At 69.5% G+C, this 15,143-nt stretch carries 12 protein-coding genes; 7 read left to right on the forward strand and 5 right to left on the reverse strand.

What is annotated here, in order from left to right; genetic code table 11:
* The first annotated feature begins 31 nt into the window (after positions 1-31).
* Positions 32-679, forward strand: a complete 648-nt coding sequence (locus ACFWXC_RS40450; RefSeq protein WP_384487040.1) for a TetR/AcrR family transcriptional regulator C-terminal domain-containing protein — start codon at positions 32-34, stop codon at positions 677-679.
* Between the two features lie 151 nt (positions 680-830).
* Here ACFWXC_RS40450 and ACFWXC_RS40455 read toward each other — a convergent pair whose 3' ends face one another.
* Together ACFWXC_RS40455 and ACFWXC_RS40460 are read right to left on the reverse strand one after the other, a co-directional pair.
* A complete protein-coding gene (locus ACFWXC_RS40455) occupies positions 831-1,238 on the reverse strand; it encodes a hypothetical protein (RefSeq protein ID WP_384487042.1) in 408 nt (135 codons plus the stop codon).
* A gap of 430 nt (positions 1,239-1,668) precedes the next feature.
* The gene (locus tag ACFWXC_RS40460) at positions 1,669-2,799 is read right to left on the reverse strand and encodes an acyltransferase family protein (RefSeq protein ID WP_384487044.1); all 1,131 of its coding nucleotides are present in this window, start codon (positions 2,797-2,799) and stop codon (positions 1,669-1,671) included.
* Positions 2,800-3,147: 348 nt separating this feature from the next.
* On the opposite strand from ACFWXC_RS40460, the gene ACFWXC_RS40465 reads away from it, so the two are divergent.
* Together ACFWXC_RS40465 and ACFWXC_RS40470 are read left to right on the forward strand one after the other, a co-directional pair.
* A complete protein-coding gene (locus ACFWXC_RS40465) occupies positions 3,148-4,521 on the forward strand; it encodes a glycosyltransferase family 29 protein (RefSeq protein ID WP_384487046.1) in 1,374 nt (457 codons plus the stop codon).
* Complete coding sequence (locus ACFWXC_RS40470; protein WP_384487048.1) at positions 4,518-6,836, forward strand: glycosyltransferase; 2,319 nt, start codon at positions 4,518-4,520, stop codon at positions 6,834-6,836. The genes ACFWXC_RS40465 and ACFWXC_RS40470 overlap by 4 nt, the downstream gene beginning before the upstream one ends.
* 143 nt (positions 6,837-6,979) lie before the next feature.
* On the opposite strand, the gene ACFWXC_RS40475 is transcribed toward ACFWXC_RS40470, so the two are convergent.
* Both ACFWXC_RS40475 and ACFWXC_RS40480 read right to left on the reverse strand, forming a co-directional pair.
* Positions 6,980-8,314: a polysialyltransferase family glycosyltransferase gene (locus tag ACFWXC_RS40475; protein WP_384487050.1), complete on the reverse strand. Its 1,335-nt coding sequence runs from the start codon at positions 8,312-8,314 to the stop codon at positions 6,980-6,982.
* Complete coding sequence (locus ACFWXC_RS40480; RefSeq protein ID WP_351742250.1) at positions 8,311-9,288, reverse strand: glycosyltransferase family 2 protein; 978 nt, start codon at positions 9,286-9,288, stop codon at positions 8,311-8,313. Before ACFWXC_RS40480 ends, ACFWXC_RS40475 begins: the two co-directional genes overlap by 4 nt.
* A gap of 198 nt (positions 9,289-9,486) precedes the next feature.
* On the opposite strand from ACFWXC_RS40480, the gene ACFWXC_RS40485 reads away from it, so the two are divergent.
* The 4 genes from ACFWXC_RS40485 to ACFWXC_RS40500 are packed head-to-tail and all read left to right on the forward strand — an operon-like array spanning position 9,487 to position 14,295.
* Complete coding sequence (locus ACFWXC_RS40485) at positions 9,487-10,824, forward strand: DUF6716 putative glycosyltransferase (RefSeq protein ID WP_384487052.1); 1,338 nt, start codon at positions 9,487-9,489, stop codon at positions 10,822-10,824.
* 56 nt (positions 10,825-10,880) lie between these two features.
* The gene (locus ACFWXC_RS40490; RefSeq protein ID WP_384487054.1) at positions 10,881-12,140 is read left to right on the forward strand and encodes a cytidylyltransferase domain-containing protein; all 1,260 of its coding nucleotides are present in this window, start codon (positions 10,881-10,883) and stop codon (positions 12,138-12,140) included.
* A 15-nt stretch (positions 12,141-12,155) separates the two neighbouring features.
* A complete protein-coding gene (locus ACFWXC_RS40495; protein WP_351741823.1) occupies positions 12,156-13,091 on the forward strand; it encodes an N-acetylneuraminate synthase family protein in 936 nt (311 codons plus the stop codon).
* 58 nt (positions 13,092-13,149) lie between these two features.
* Positions 13,150-14,295: a hypothetical protein gene (locus ACFWXC_RS40500; RefSeq protein ID WP_384487056.1), complete on the forward strand. Its 1,146-nt coding sequence runs from the start codon at positions 13,150-13,152 to the stop codon at positions 14,293-14,295.
* A 46-nt stretch (positions 14,296-14,341) separates the two neighbouring features.
* Here the strand turns inward: ACFWXC_RS40500 and ACFWXC_RS40505 are convergent, their stop codons facing one another.
* Positions 14,342-15,034 carry a TetR/AcrR family transcriptional regulator gene (locus tag ACFWXC_RS40505; RefSeq protein ID WP_384487058.1) on the reverse strand — a complete coding sequence of 231 codons (693 nt, stop codon included), beginning with the start codon at positions 15,032-15,034 and terminating at the stop codon, positions 14,342-14,344.
* Positions 15,035-15,143 lie beyond the last annotated feature (109 nt).

The following is a 15,143-nucleotide window of genomic DNA, read 5'->3' on the forward strand; positions in this document are numbered from 1 at the left end:
GGCTGCCCTTAACGCTGTTAAGCTGTCAAGCGTGAGTACGGAACGACGCACGCCCCTCGACCGCCGCCGGGTCGCCGACACGGCCCTGCGCCTGCTGAACGAGGCCGGCCTGGACGGACTGACCCTGCGGGCCATCGCCAGGGAGCTGGACGTCAAGGCACCGGCCCTGTACTGGCACTTCAAGGACAAGCAGGCGCTGCTCGACGAGATGGCGACGGAGATGTACCGCCGGATGGTCGCGGACGTGCGACTCGACCCCTCCAGCACGTGGCAGAACGTGCTGCGCACCATGAGCGGCGGGCTGCGCACGGCCCTGCTCGGCTACCGCGACGGCGCCAAGGTCTACAGCGGCTCACGCTTCACGGGCATCGATCACGCCCCTGAGCTGGAGGCGTACCTGCACCTCATGACGGAGGCCGGCTTCACCCTCGCCCAGGCGGCCGTGATCGGCACGACGGTCAACGCCTACACCATCGGCTTCGTCACGGAGGAACAGGGCGTCCAGCCGCTCCCGGGCGAACGCCGGGAGGGCTACGACGTGGAGGAGCGAGCCCGCCTGCTGGCCGACTTCCCTCTGTCGGCCGCCGCGGGCCGGGAGATCTTCACCGACTACGACAGCCGGTTCGAAACGGGCCTGGAGATCATCATCGCGGGTGTCGAGGCGCGGTACGGCGTGTAACGGGGAAATCTGCGGGTCCGGTAATATCCGCGGGTCCGGTAATAAAGGAGAACGACAGAGAATCGGTCGCCGTGGTAAACGGGCGCGGACGAAAAAACCCGTTCCCGGGCGGCTGTGTGACCGCCCGGAAACGGGTTCGCCTTCATCCGGTTCAGCAGTGGTCGGTGCTCGTCTGGTACCAGCCGCCCCACGTATTGGTCGCGTAGTCGTCGTAGTTGCAGTAGTAGTTGCCGGCCGCCGTCACGACCTTGACGGCCTTTCCGGCGGAGGACTCGAAGTAGGCGACGGTGGCCAGGGCCTTTCCGTTGCCCGGCATTTCCTTCCAGCTGCCCGCGCCCGACCAGGTGTGCCAGATGGATCCCGACGGGGCGACGCCGAAGCATTCGTCCGGCCCGTACTGCCAGTCCACAAAGTCCGCGCCGTAGTCGTTGAAGTTTCCCGTGTATCCGAAACAGGTGGCGGTCGCGGCTGACGCGGGCGAGGTGGAGACCCCCACCGCGCCGAACGCGGCCAGTGACACCACAGCGGCAGCGGCCGACAGGCGGAAACGAGACTTCATGAGCTCTCCTCTGTTCGGTTCGATCTTGCCGGGCTTGTTCCGGACTCACGCTAGGTGGGCTCAATTGATCTCACAAGCACGGTTATCGGCCGCTCGCGTTAATTGGACTGATGGCCTCCAGGTACGGAAACGGGCATGAGAATTCAGCTCGAATTCGTTCGTCGCGCCCGGCCTGCGGAGCGCAATGCGGACCAATGCGGGGAAAGAATGGCGAAACGAGATCAGCGCGTGCCCACGAACGGAGTCGGCCCGCTTGCTCACCGAGTCCTGAAATGCCGGGCAAAGGAGGTATTCGGCATGGCCGGTAAGGTGCAGGAAGGCGAGGAGGCCGCCAAGTCAAATCATTTTCCGTCAGGGCACCTTACCGACGAGCGGCGGCCTGTCGGCAAGGTGCCGGGAAAGTTGTCGTCGGCGGCGCAGTCCGGGTCGGCTAAACCGGTCGCCGTACGGGGGCATCGCCCTTCAGCGCCGTCTTCAGCCGGGGCCCGAAAGGCCGCTCCACATAGCGGTGGATCAGCCAGGCGAGCCCGAGCATCGCGAGCACCGTCACCGCCAGCGTGGGCCACGGCGGCAGCCCCCAGCCCCGGTGCAGCACCCTGATCACGAACCAGCCCAGGTGCTCGTGCACCAGGTAGAACGGGTACGTCAGCGCCCCCGCCGTGGTCAGCCAGGGCCAGGCCGCCCACCGCGTCCAGCCCGCCGCCACCGCCGCCACGGCGGCGTACGCCAGCGTGATCACGAGCATCACCACGTACGGGTTCCGGGGCGAGCCGGCGTGCCACAGCCCGTCGGTGGCCATGCGCAGTCCGAGGATCCAGGAGAGCGCCACGATGCCCCAGGGCAGCGCCTGGTTGCCGAAGCGGTGGACGAGGTAGAGGGCCAGGCCGCCGATGAAGTACGGGGCGTACTCGGGCATGACGACCAGCTCGGTCCACGCGCCGCCGGCCGAGGTGCTCAGCACCGCGGCCAGGGTCCACACCGAGCAGAACAGCACCACCCTGCGATAGGTGACGCCCGGCAGGACCACGAGCAGCGCGAACAGGGCGTAGAAGCGCACCTCCACCCAGAGCGTCCAGCAGACGCCGAGGACGCGGGGTGCGCCCATCGGCTGTTGCAGCATCGTCAGGTTGACCAGGAACTCGTCGAGCCGGACCGCGTGCACGACGGCCGGCAGGACCAGGGACGCGCCGGTGATCAGCACCAGGGCGACCCAGTAGGCGGGGTAGAGGCGGGCGACGCGGGACCGGAAGAAGTCGCCGAGGGAGCGGCCCCAGCTGCTCATGCAGATCACGAAGCCGCTGATGACGAAGAAGAACTCGACGCCGAGACAGCCGTAGACGGCCGCCCGGGACAGGGTCGGGAAGACGTGGGCGGGGTTCTGGTGCCAGGACGCGGAGACGACTCCGCCGCGTCCTGTGTAGTGGTAGAGGCAGACCATCAGCGCGGCCACGAGCCGCAGTCCGTCGAGGGCCAGAAGTCGGGTGCGCGATCGTCCGGGTGGGGCCGGGGCGACGGCAATCTTCGCAGGCGGGAGCGTCGTTGTGGGGGTTGCGAGAGACATGGTCCGAGACGCCTACCCGGCCCCGGGCTGTTAATCATCCGATCTGTTCACAGAGTCCCCGGGACGTGGACGTCCCATACCGTCACCTGGGGGAATCATAGAAAGTGTGCGGTGAACCTGCTAACCATTCTCTTACCCGTTGGAGTTCGTTAACCATATAGTCGTTTTGGCTTTCTAGTTTCTCCATCCATCCCCCCATTGCGGGTCACCCCACCACACACAGCGGTTGCACAAGCTTTGCTTGGCAAAATCAGGAGAGCTATGACGAGGGTCCAGAACAGGCGGGCACCTGCACGCGGAGGGGAGCTGGACGACTGCCTGCACGCCTGCGCTGTGCACAGTGGCAAAGTGGTCGGCAGCCTCGACCGCCGTCGCGCGGAGCTGGCCGAGCAGCTGCGCAAGCTGCTGGTGGTGGTCGCCACCGAAGGCACCACCACCCCCGCACCGGCCCCGGCCGGCGGCGCCACCGCCCTGCTCAAGCGGGCCGTCAAGGGCGCCGCGACCCCCGCCGGCGGGATCAACAACGACCTGCTCGACGCTCTGCTCGCGGTTGCCAACAAGGCCCTGGAGTGCGGTTACAACGACGAGCTGAACCTCGCCCTGGTGATCAGCGACACCGTCCTCGCGCAGCGCAAGAACTCGCGCGCCGGCTGGCGGCTGCGGGCCCGCATCCTGGAGGGCCTCGGCGAGGAGCGCGAGGCCGTCGAGGCCTACGAGCGCTACCTCGAACTCACCAAGGACGACGGCTTCGGCGTCGCCAACCGGATCTCCGGCATGCGCCGCGCGGGCGAGCGCGAACGCGAACTCCTGGACCTCCTCAAGCGCCAGGTCCCCGCCGCCGCGGACCACGTCCGCGAGGCCGCCACGGCCACCTGGGCCGAGGGCCTGGCCCTGCACGCCCTCGGGGACTGGAAGGCCGCCGAGCCCCGCCTGGTGGGCGCCCTGCTCGCCCTGGCCGCGGACGAGGCGCCGGTGAACGACCGGCAGGAGCTGCTCAGCCAGTACCTCGACCTGCGCCTCGCCGAGGGCGGTGACGCCGGTCTCACCGAAGCCGTCGCGCTCTACTCCGAGCAGCGCCGGATCCGGATGCGCGGCCCGGTCGGCAACCCGACCTTCGACGGCGTGCAGTGGATCACCCTCGGGGAGTTCCGCAACCAGATCGCCGGCAAGTCCATCTGCCTCATCGCCAACTCGGGCCGGGTGGGCGCCAGCGGCATGGGCAAGGAGATCGACGACTACGACCTGGTCGTGCGCTTCAACTCGTACAAGATCGACCCGAAGCACACCGGTGAGCGCACCGACATCCACGTCAGCATCCACAAGCACGCCTTCAACTGGGAGAAGCCGGTGACCACCCGGCTGATCTTCGGCGGCGTCTCCGGTGACTGGAAGCACTCGCTGCGCAACAAGGTGGTGCCCGGCGCCCAGAAGTACCTCGCCGACGAGTCGCTGCGCTGGCCGATGCGCAACATCGGGCAGATCGGGGCCGACGCCTGGTCGGGTATCCCGACCTCCGGCTTCAACATGCTGTGGCTGCTGGACTTCCTGGACGTCAGCCCGACGCTGGACCTGATCGGGTTCGACTTCTACGAGAGCGGCGCCTACCGCGTGCAGGAGGCCATGAAGCTGGCCATCACCTCCGTGCACGAATACACCAGCGAGAAGGATTGGGTCATGCAGCGGGCCCAGAGCGTGACCGACATGAGGATCTCCCTGCGATGACGACCACCTTCACCCCCGCGATACCGAACACCAACGCGAGCGCCCTCACCAAGAAGCGCCGGATAGCCTTCGCGTCCTACGTGGACGAGAACTACCTCCCCGGCTTCCTGGTCCTGCTGCGCAGCCTCGCCCTGTCCAACCCGGGCGTCTGCGAGGACTTCGTCGTGCTCTACGACGACCTGCGCCCGGCCTCCATCGCGAAGATCCGTGCCCTGCACCCGCGCATCGTGCTCCAGCGGGTCAACGACACGCACTACGACTCGTACGTCAAGGGCGACCAGGACAACTACCTGGTCCGCAAGGCGTACTTCATCCTCGACATCTTCCGGCTGCGCGACTACGACACGATCATCACCCTGGACACCGACATGGTCGTCCTCGGTGGTCTCGGCGAGCTCCTGGAGCTGCGCGAGGGCCTCGCGGCCGTGCCGCAGTTCTTCTACGGGCAGCACAAGCTGAACTCCGGTCTTCTGGTGATCCAGAAGGAGTACCTGTCCGACGAGTTCTGCGCGAAGATCGACAAGATCGGCCGCAGCGGCGAGTACGAGCTGGACAAGCACGACCAGGGCATCCTGAACGCCGTCCTGGACGGCGACTTCGTCCGCCTCGACGCCAAGTACAACTTCGTCAAGCGGCGGCTCTCCGGCGACCTCCCGGTCCCCGAGGAGACGAAGATCCTGCACTTCACCGGGCGGCACAAGCCGTGGCAGGGCGGCGAGTCGGGCTACGCCCAGGCCGAGGACCGCTGGCGCGAGTTCGAGCTGAGCGACGCCGAGTTCCACGCGGCCTACTTCGCCTCCTCCGGCGGCCTCCACCACGACCTGGTCGTCCACTTCGGCGCCCCGCACGTCAAGCGCACCGGTGACGTCGAGATCGCCCGCAAGGTGGCCGCCGCGCACATCGCGTCCGGCGACTACCAGGACGCCGTCGACGTCATGAGCAGCGTCCGCATCCCGCTGGACGAGGCCTGGCCGCACGAGGTGCTCGGCCACGCCCTGATGAGCGTCTCCCGCATCGAGGAGGCCAAGACCCAGCTGCTGCTCGCGTCCGCCGCCCCCAACCGGGCCGCGACCGCCTTCTCCCGGCTCGCCCAGATCGCCTGGGTGTACGGCGACAACACCGAGGCCCTCAAGTACGCCACCGCCGGCCTCACCGTGGACCCCACGCACCGCTCCAGCCGCCTGTGGGCGCAGCGCGCGGCCGCCGTCCCCTCCCAGGAGCAGGGCAGCGCCGAGGACCAGCTGGCGCACGTCGCCTTCTACATGGACCGGCAGGGCAACGCGGGCGACAAGCTGCTCCCGGAGACCGTCCGGCTCGGCTTCGGCCCGGACACCTCCTCCCGGCGCTGGCACTCGGTGCACGCCCACCGCTACTTCGACCAGGCCGCCCTGGAGCGGGTCAACGCCCGCCGGGGTCTGGTCATCGGCGGCGGCGGCCTGTTCATCCCGGACACCATGCCCAACGGCAACAGCTCCTGGCAGTGGAACGTCCCGGACGAGCACCTGCGCGCCATCGACGTCCCGATCATGGTCTACGCGGTCGGCTTCAACGCCTTCGACGGCCAGTCCTACCGGGCCCGGCGGTTCAACGAGAGCCTGCGGCTGCTGGTCGAGAAGTCCTCCTTCTTCGGCCTGCGCAACCACGGCTCCATCGCCAAGGTCCGCGGCATGCTCCCGCCGGAGCTCCAGGACAAGGTCGTCTTCCAGCCCTGCCCCACCACGGTCATGCGCCAGCTGGTGACCGGCTGGAGCGACCCGGCGTACCGCGAGGACACGGTCATGCTCAACGCGGCCTACGACCGCGCGGGGCTGCGCTTCGGCCACGACTACGCGCACTTCCTCGCCGAGATGGCCAAGGCCGTCCGCAAGATCGGGGAGCACACCGAGGTCAAGTGCGTCGCCCACTCGCTGGACGACGAGAAGATCGCCTTCGACCTGCGCCGCGAGCACGGCATCTCGCTGCCGGTGATCCCGATGTACGACTTCTCCAACGACGAGATCCGTGAGACGTACGCCAAGACCCGCCTGGTCATCGGCATGCGCGGGCACGCCGGCATGATCCCGTTCGGTGTCGGCACGCCCATCATCTCCCTCATCTCGCACCCGAAGATGGCGTACTTCCTGAACGACATCGAGCGGCCCGAGTGGGGTGTCTCGGTCCACGAGCGCGACCTCGGCGAGATCCTCACCGAGCGCGCGATCGACATCCTCGACAACCACAGCCGTACGGTCGCCGATGTGCACGACCGCCAGCAGCAGCTGTGGAAGGTCACCGAGGAGAACCGCGCCACGATCAAGAAGATCCTGGCCAGGTAACACCGAAGGGGCGGGCCCGTGGTGGGCCCGCCCCTTCGAGAAGCGGTTCGGCAGCGCCCCAAAGGGGCGCGGGGAACTGCGCGACCAGCCACGACGGCGCGGCGGCCGACCGACGACATGACGACGCGGCGCCTCCAGCGGAGCTACCGGCGCACGACCCGCCGCAGGTTGCGCGCCTTGCGGGCCATCCGGCGAACCGTCGCGTTGCGCGGCAGGAAGCCCAGCTGGGCCGGTACCCCGCCGGGCAGCGCGAGCGAGGTCAGCCGCTTGCGCTTGAAGTAGCGGACGGTCGTGTCGTTGAGGTGCTTGGTGAGATAGCGCTCGGTCTCGCCGCGCAGCTGCGGGTGGATCTTCGGCTGCATGGCGAAGCCCACCGCGCGGAGCAGTTCGGTGAGTTCCCCGACGGTCAGCAGCGCGCGCTGCTCCTCGACGGCCTTGCGGTCGGTGAGTGAGGGCAGCAGCGCGTCGACGACGGTGACCGGGACGCGGTTGCTGTTCTCGTACGGGGTGAGCTTGTCCAGGAGCGTGTCGGTGCCGATCCGGGCGGTCGGCAGGCCGTACAGCGCGGACGCGGTGAGCAGCGCGGTGGAGAAGCAGCCGACGACCAGCGCGGGGCGCATCTTCTGGTACAGCACCTCGGCGAGAACCGTGGTGTCCAGGACGGTGAGGTCGACCTTGAGCTTCTCGGCCTCCTCCTCCAGGGTCCGCACGAAGCGGGCCGGGGCGGAGGGGTGCGGCTTGAACACGACCTTGGTGTGGCCGAGTTCGACGGCGCCCTTCAACATCCGGACGTGCAGGTTCTCCTCCTGCTCGGCGGAGAGGATGCCGAGCGCGGAGAGGTACTGGCCGAGCAGCAGGGCCGGTTCCTCGATCGCCGGCAACTCGTCGCCGCTGGGCGCCAGTTCGGCCAGCACCTTGGTGAAGGCCGGGGTCGGCACGACCTCGCCGGGGACACCGAACTCGGTGAGCAGCATCGGCTTCAGGCCCGGCACCAGGTCGAGGTGGAGGACCCGGTCCACCCGGGTGCCGATCAGCGGGTCGATCTTGTTGCGGGTCGGGCCGTAGCTCATCAGGCCGTCGGCGTAGACCGTGACCGGGGCGCCGGTGAACATCTGGGTGAGGCTGAGCGAGGGGTTGACCTGGATGGACTCGACGGCGAGTTCCACGTCGTCGTCGCCGAGCCGCCACTCGTGGCGCAGGAAGCGTTCCCACAGGGGGAGGTCCTCGGGGCGCGGGGCCCAGCCGCCGGGGTGGAACGGGAAGATCGTCTCGTTGTACGAGATCACCTCGTCGAAGCGGTCACGCAGCCGCTCGAAGCCGGGCGCCACGTCCAGGCCCGGGGTGGTCTCGGGGGTCGCCGCGTTGTTGCAGACCAGCAGGATGCGCCGGTCGGCCGGGCGGAAGACGCCGGAGTCCAGGGCGGCGGCGAGGGTGGCCGTGCCGTAGAGGGTGGACGCCTGGAAGATCTGGGTGGTCACGCGGCGGCCCCCGCGGGAGCGGGACGGCGGCGCAGCCGGCGCAGCTTGGTGGCGCGCTGGAGGTCCATGGAGTCCAGGGCCTCGTCCAGCACGTCCTGCGGCATGCGCCGCAGTGCGGCGGCACTCATGGATTTCAGCTTCTTCGCCACCGCGGGCTCGAACCTTTCGATGGATCCCAGGTGATGGGAAATGATGGCGCAGTAGGTACGGACGGCCTTCGGCAGGAGTTCCTTCGCTTCCGCGTCCTGCGCGGTTTCCTCGATCACCTGGTCGAACGCGCGAATGAAGTCGAGCTGACGGACATCCCCGATCTGCGTGAGTGACGAGGCTACGCCACGCCGATAGAAGACGCCGAGCAGGTTCACCGCCGCGAAGGACTCGGCCTCCCGGTGCAGCTTCCAGATCCACGGCCGGTCCTCGGCCGTGCGCAGCCCGTCCGTGAAATGCACGAGCCCCTTGTCCACCAGGCGGCGGTGGTAGACACCCGCCCAGGCGTAGGCGTAGTCGACGGAGGTCGTCCGGTCGGTCGGCAGGATCGCGTCCCGCGGGCTGAGCACCACGTTCCGGCGGCCGACCGGCACCCGGTGCACGGTGCGGGCCCGGGCGGTGCACTGCACATGATCGGTACGGACGAAGTCGCAGCCCAGGGCCTCGACGGCGTCCACCAGCTGCGGGTAGTAGCCCGGCGCGAGCCAGTCGTCGCCGTCCAGGAAGGTCACGTACTCACCGCGCGCTTTGTCGATGCCGGTGTTGCGCGCGGTGGCCAGTCCTCCGTTCTGTTCGTGTCTGACATGGACCGCGCCGGGCAGCTCGCGCTCGGCACGCGCGAGAATCTCTGGTGTCCCGTCGGTCGAGCAGTCGTCGACGAGAATGAATTCGAAGTCCTCACGCGCGTTCGCGCGCAGGCTCCTCAGGGTGTCGGGCGCGTATTGCTGCACGTTGTAGAACGGCACGATGACGGAGAGCTTGACCACGTGGGGGACGTTAGAGGGGCGCCCGTCATCCGTCCTGACTGCCGCCTTGACACCAGGTGAACGACATGTGTCGAAGCTATGAATCAGGGCTTTTTCAAGGCTTATCCTGGGCTGATTCGCCATTCGGCGATGTGTTGTTAACCCTTTGTTGGATTCTGGTTCGGGAGATCCTCGGAATCGCTTCCTAGCGTCTTGGGTGTGCCAGCAAGTGCAACGAAGTCCCTGCGGGTGGCCGTCCTGGCGGATTCCGATACTCGGTGGAAGTGGGGGGCGCTCACCGCGAAGCGCCTGATTCCCAACGAAAGCGACAATTCGGACGTCCGACTCGACGGTTACCTCCTGCGCGGCCGTGCCACCCCCACCGCCCGCCAGCTCCAGGAAGTCGGCGTCCACGCGGATTCGCTCCGCGAAGTGACGGCCGTCGAGTTCCTGCGTGCCATGGAAGCCGGCCCCGAGGGCGCGGAGTCGTACGACATCCTCGTCCTCTCCCTCGTCGGCGGCGGGGTGCAGGCGATGCTGCACGGGCTGCGCAGCGCCTTCGCCGGCCGTGAGAAGCGGCCCGTCGTCGTCACCGGCTATGTCGGCGTCGTCTACGAGAAGCTCGCCGACGGCCTGCTGCTGCGGCACGGCGCGGACCTGGTCCTCGCCAACTCCCGCCAGGACGCGGACCGCTTCCGGGCCGTGTACGACGGGGTCGGCGCCGACTCCTCCTCGGTCACCGAGGTCGCGCTGCCGTTCCTCGGCGGGGCGCCCTACGAGGGTGAACACGAGCCCTACACCGTGGTGTTCGCGGCCCAGCCCTCGGTCCCGGAGAGCCGTAAGGACCGTACGTACCTGCTCGACCGTCTCATCCAGCACGCCCGTCGGCACCCCGGGCGGGAGGTGCTGCTCAAGCTGCGCTCCAAGCCCGGCGAGCACACCACCCACATCGAGGAACTGCCGTACCAGAAGCTGGTCCAGGGCAAGGACGTGCCCGCCAACTTCCGCCTGGTGTACGGGCACATGGGCGAGGTACTCGACCGCACGGACCTCCTGGTCACCGTCAGCTCGACGGCCGCTCTGGAAGCCCTGCACCGGCGGATCCCCACCGTGGTCCTCACCGACCTCGGGGTCCGCGAGACGCTCGGCAACCACCACTTCGTCGGCTCCGGCTGCCTCGCCTCCTGGGACCAGCTCGACGCCGGACACCGCCCGGTGCCCGACGCCGAGTGGGTCTCGCGGCAGGGCGTCGCCGCCGACGGCTCGTACGCGACCGCGTTCGACGCGGGCCGTGAGCGGATCGCCAAGCTGCTCGCCCGGCCCGGCGGTCTGCCGCCCCTGAACCCGTACTACACACCCGAGACCGCGCCCGGTTACCTGCCCGGCATCCTGGCCCGCCACCACCTCGGCCCCGACGGCGTACCGCTGCCCGGCGCGCCCGCCGCCGACAAGGCCCCGGGCCCCGTCCGCCAGATCGTGCGCCGGGCCGCACGCGGCGCCTACCGCCACGGCGTCCAGCGGGTGGCCCCCGTGATCCGACGAATGGGAGAGCTGTGAGCGACCGGATCCCGCGCCAAGGAGCCCAGCTCCACGCATCCGAAGGAACAGAGCCGATGTCCCACCCCGAAACGGCCGTACCCCGGGTACTCGCCGTGATCCCCGCGCGCGGCGGCTCCAAGGGCGTGCCCGCGAAGAACCTCCTGCCGGTCGGCGGCGTCCCGCTGGTCGCCCGCGCCGTCCGCGAGTGCCGCGCCTCCCGCCTGGTGACCGACGTCGTCGTCTCCACGGACGACCAGGCGATCGCCGCGGCCGCCCGGTCCGCCGGCGCCGAGGTGGTGCTGCGCCCCGCCGCCATCGCTGGTGACACCGCCACCTCCGAGGCCGCCGTCCTGCACGCCATGGACGCCCACGAGGCGCTGCACGGCGCCCCGGTCGACGTGGTGCTGCTCGTGCAGTGCACCAGCCCGTTCATCATCCGCGAGGACATCGACGGGGTGGCCGGCGCGATCGTCGAGAACGGCGCCGACACGGCCCTGACCGTGGCGCCCTTCCACGGCTTCGTCTGGCGCGACGAGGTGGACGCCCCGGTGCCGGTACCTACTATTGGTGACGCCGACGAGGCCTCCGCCAGCGGCGGCTTCGGCGTCAACCACGACAAGTCCTTCCGCCCCCGCCGCCAGGACCGCCCCCAGGACTTCCTGGAGACCGGCGCCGCCTACGCGATGCGCGCCGACGGCTTCCGCGAGCACCAGCACCGCTTCTTCGGCCAGACCGAGCTGGTGCGCACCGACCCGGCCCGCGTCCTGGAGATCGACGACCCGCACGACCTGGCCCGCGCCCGCGCGCTGGCCGGCCTCTTCGACGCGGACCGTCCCGGTTCGCTGCCGACCGCCGACGACATCGACGCGGTCGTACTGGACTTCGACGGCACCCAGACCGACGACCGGGTGCTGATCGACGCCGATGGAAAGGAGTTCGTCTCCGTGCACCGCGGCGACGGACTCGGCATCGCCGCCCTGCGAAAGAGCGGGCTCAAGATGCTGATCCTCTCCACGGAGCAGAACCCGGTCGTCGCCGCACGGGCCCGGAAACTACAGATCCCGGTCCTGCACGGCATCGACCGCAAGGACCTCGCACTCAAGCAGTGGTGCGAGGAGCAGGGCATCGCTCCCGAGCGCGTGCTCTACGTCGGAAACGACGTCAATGACCTCCCGTGCTTCGCCCTCGTGGGCTGGCCCGTGGCGGTCGCGAGCGCCCACGACGTCGTACGCGGCGCCGCACGCGCGGTCACCACCGTCCCGGGTGGCGACGGCGCGATCCGAGAGATCGCCAGCTGGATCCTCGGCCCCTCTCTCGATTCCCTCCCGAAGTAAGGACACCCCACAGTCATGAGCAACTCCCGTCTGCGCACGTTCGGTTCCCGTGAGGTCGGCCCCGGCAAGCCCGTCTACATCTGCGGCGAGATCGGCATCAACCACAACGGTGAGCTGGAGAACGCCTTCAAGCTGATCGACGTCGCCGCCGAGGCCGGCTGTGACGCCGTCAAGTTCCAGAAGCGCACCCCGGAGATCTGCACCCCGCGCGACCAGTGGGACATCGAGCGCGACACCCCCTGGGGCCGCATGACCTACATCGACTACCGCCACCGCGTGGAGTTCGGTGAGGACGAGTACCGCCAGATCGACGAGTACTGCAAGAGCAAGAACATCGCCTGGTTCGCCTCCCCGTGGGACACCGAGGCCGTCGCCTTCCTGGAGAAGTTCGACGTCCCGGCCCACAAGGTCGCCTCCGCGTCCCTGACGGACGACGAGCTCCTGAAGGCGCTGCGCGCCACCGGCCGCTCGGTCATCCTCTCCACCGGCATGTCCACCCCGAAGCAGATCCGCCACGCGGTCGAGGTCCTCGGCTCGGACAACATCCTGCTCTGCCACGCCACCTCCACCTACCCGGCGAAGGCCGAGGAGCTCAACCTCCGCGTGATCAACACGCTGGAGAAGGAGTACCCGAACGTCCCGATCGGCTACTCCGGCCACGAGACGGGCCTGCAGACCACCCTCGCCGCGGTCGCCCTCGGCGCCACCTTCGTCGAGCGCCACATCACCCTGGACCGCGCGATGTGGGGCTCCGACCAGGCCGCCTCCGTCGAGCCGCAGGGCCTCGTCCGCCTGGTCCGCGACATCCGCACCATCTCGGCCTCCCTCGGTGACGGCGTCAAGAAGGTCTACGACTCCGAGCTCGGCCCGATGAAGAAGCTGCGCCGCGTCACCGGTGTCGTCGCCGAGGCGGAGATCGCCGCGGCGGCCGGCGAGCCGGTCCAGGTCTGACACCGCTGAAGTTCTGAAGTTACGTCTGTTGTTACGACGACGGGACGGTCGTACGTCGATGAGCCCCCGCGCCGGGAACCCCGGCCCCCACACACTCGCGTTCGTCGAGAGTCCGGTGCAGCTGCTGAACGTGCTGGAGTGGGCGCATGTCCACGCCCTGCGCGGGGCGGTGGAGCCGGTGCCGACGGTGCCCCCGCAGGCCCGCCGCGCATCGGTCGCCATATCGGCGGCGGCACCCGGCGCGGAACTCACGATCGTCGTCCTGTCCCCGACCGACCCCATGACCCGGGGCCAGCTGCGCCGTATGGCGGAACTGGCCCGTGACGAGGGCTACCGGGTCCGCTGGGAGGAAGCACGGGGCGGCACCACCGCCCCCTTCCAGACGATCGGCGGCCTGGCGGGTTCCCTCCGCCGGGCCGACCGGATCGTGATGGGGGATCCTTTCTCCCGTTACGTGCAGCTCCTGCTGACGATCACCCGCGCCCGTGACCTGGTCGTCGTCGACGACGGCACGGCGACGATGGAGTTCGTGGCCCAGCTGGCGCGCGGCGAACGCCTGGTCCGCTGGCACCGCAAGGGCGGCCGCCCGGGCGCCCGGGACCTGCTCTTCGCCCCCGTCTCCTCCTCCGCGCGCCGCCGCCTCACGCCCAGCGACCGCCGCCGGGTGGAGGTCTTCTCCTCCATGCCGGTGACGGAGATCCCGGCGGGAGTGACGGTCACCGCGAACGACTTCGGCTGGACCCGGGCCCGCTTCGGCCCGCCGCGCATCACCAAGGGCGCCGACATGGTCGGCACGTCCCTGGTGGAGACCGGGGTGGTGGACGGCGACCGCTATCTGGAGGCCGTCCGGAGCCTGGCGAAGGCACACGGCGCGACGCGCTACTTCGCGCACCGCAGGGAGAGCACGGAGAAGCTGCACCGCCTCGCGGGCGAGACGGGACTGGAGATAGTCCGCCCGGACCTCCCGCTGGAACTGATCGCCCGCCGCGGCCCGATCGGCCGTACGATCCTGAGCTTCCCCTCGACCGTCGTCCACACGCTTCCCCTTGCCCTGGTCGGCACGGGCGTCCGCGTCGCGGTCTGCGACATCGACCCGGCCTGGCTCACCGAGAACGCCTCACCTCGCGCACAGGGCTTCCTGTCGGGCGTCACGGGCACGGCGAAGGACGTGCACCGGCTGACGGCGGTCACCAGCCTGGCGTAGCCGGCCGGGCGGAGGGCCGGCCGGGCATCCGCCCGGCCGGCGGTGGTCAGCCGGCCGGCGGGGGGTCCTTGCGCGGGACGAAGCCCGCGCCCGGCGGGGTCAGGTGCTCGCCGAAGCCGCCGCCGGGCAGCGGTTCCGTGTACTCGGGGCGGGCGCGCAGGCCGTCCAGCAGCAGCCGCAGATAGCGCCGCCACAGCTCCGGTTCACCGCTGCGATCGGTGACCGCCCCCAGCATCTGCTGGATCATCACCAGGTCCCAGGGCTCGGCGTCGGCGCGCAGCACGCCCTGTTCCCTGGCCCGCTCGACCACGCGATCGACGTGGCCCTTGATCCGCTCCCCGAACTCCGACCCCCGCGGCGCTGTCCGGTCGGTGCCGAGCAGCACCTCGCGCAGACCGCGGTCGAGGGCGTGCAGTTCCGCCACCCGCTCCAGGCTGGTCGCCAGCCCGCGCCAGGCGTCGGGGTCCTCGGCACCCTCCCGCGTGGCCTCCTCGACGCGGCCCAGCATGTCGTCGAAGACGGCGTCGATCAGCGCCTCCTTGTTGGGGAAGCGCCGGTACGCCGTGCCCACCCCGACCCCCGCGTGACGCGCGACGTCGTCCAGGGTCACGCTCAGCCCGCGCTCGCGGAACACCTCGCGGGCGGCGGCGATGAGCCGGAGGCGGTTCAGCTCGGCGTCGCGTCGCAGCCGGGGCGTGCCGGATCCGCCCGACTCACCCGATGCGCGGGGCGGCGCCATACAGGGGTCTCACTTTCGAAGGCGTGTGATCGTCGGCCCACATCGTACTCACCTCGGCAGACACGAACCGGAGATGACATCTCCGGTTCGTGTTACAGTGACGGCCCAG

The sequence above is a fragment of the Streptomyces sp. NPDC058683 genome (genome assembly GCF_042716195.1).
GTDB lineage: Bacteria > Actinomycetota > Actinomycetes > Streptomycetales > Streptomycetaceae > Streptomyces.

Coding starts and splice junctions, on each gene's coding strand:
- ACFWXC_RS40470 (WP_384487048.1), top strand. CDS start 4,518: ATGACGACCACCTTCACCCCCGCGATACCGAACACCAACGCGAGCGCC.
- ACFWXC_RS40455 (WP_384487042.1), bottom strand. CDS start 1,238: ATGAAGTCTCGTTTCCGCCTGTCGGCCGCTGCCGCTGTGGTGTCACTG.
- ACFWXC_RS40460 (WP_384487044.1), bottom strand. CDS start 2,799: ATGTCTCTCGCAACCCCCACAACGACGCTCCCGCCTGCGAAGATTGCC.
- ACFWXC_RS40505 (WP_384487058.1), bottom strand. CDS start 15,034: ATGGCGCCGCCCCGCGCATCGGGTGAGTCGGGCGGATCCGGCACGCCC.
- ACFWXC_RS40490 (WP_384487054.1), top strand. CDS start 10,881: ATGTCCCACCCCGAAACGGCCGTACCCCGGGTACTCGCCGTGATCCCC.
- ACFWXC_RS40495 (WP_351741823.1), top strand. CDS start 12,156: ATGAGCAACTCCCGTCTGCGCACGTTCGGTTCCCGTGAGGTCGGCCCC.
- ACFWXC_RS40500 (WP_384487056.1), top strand. CDS start 13,150: ATGAGCCCCCGCGCCGGGAACCCCGGCCCCCACACACTCGCGTTCGTC.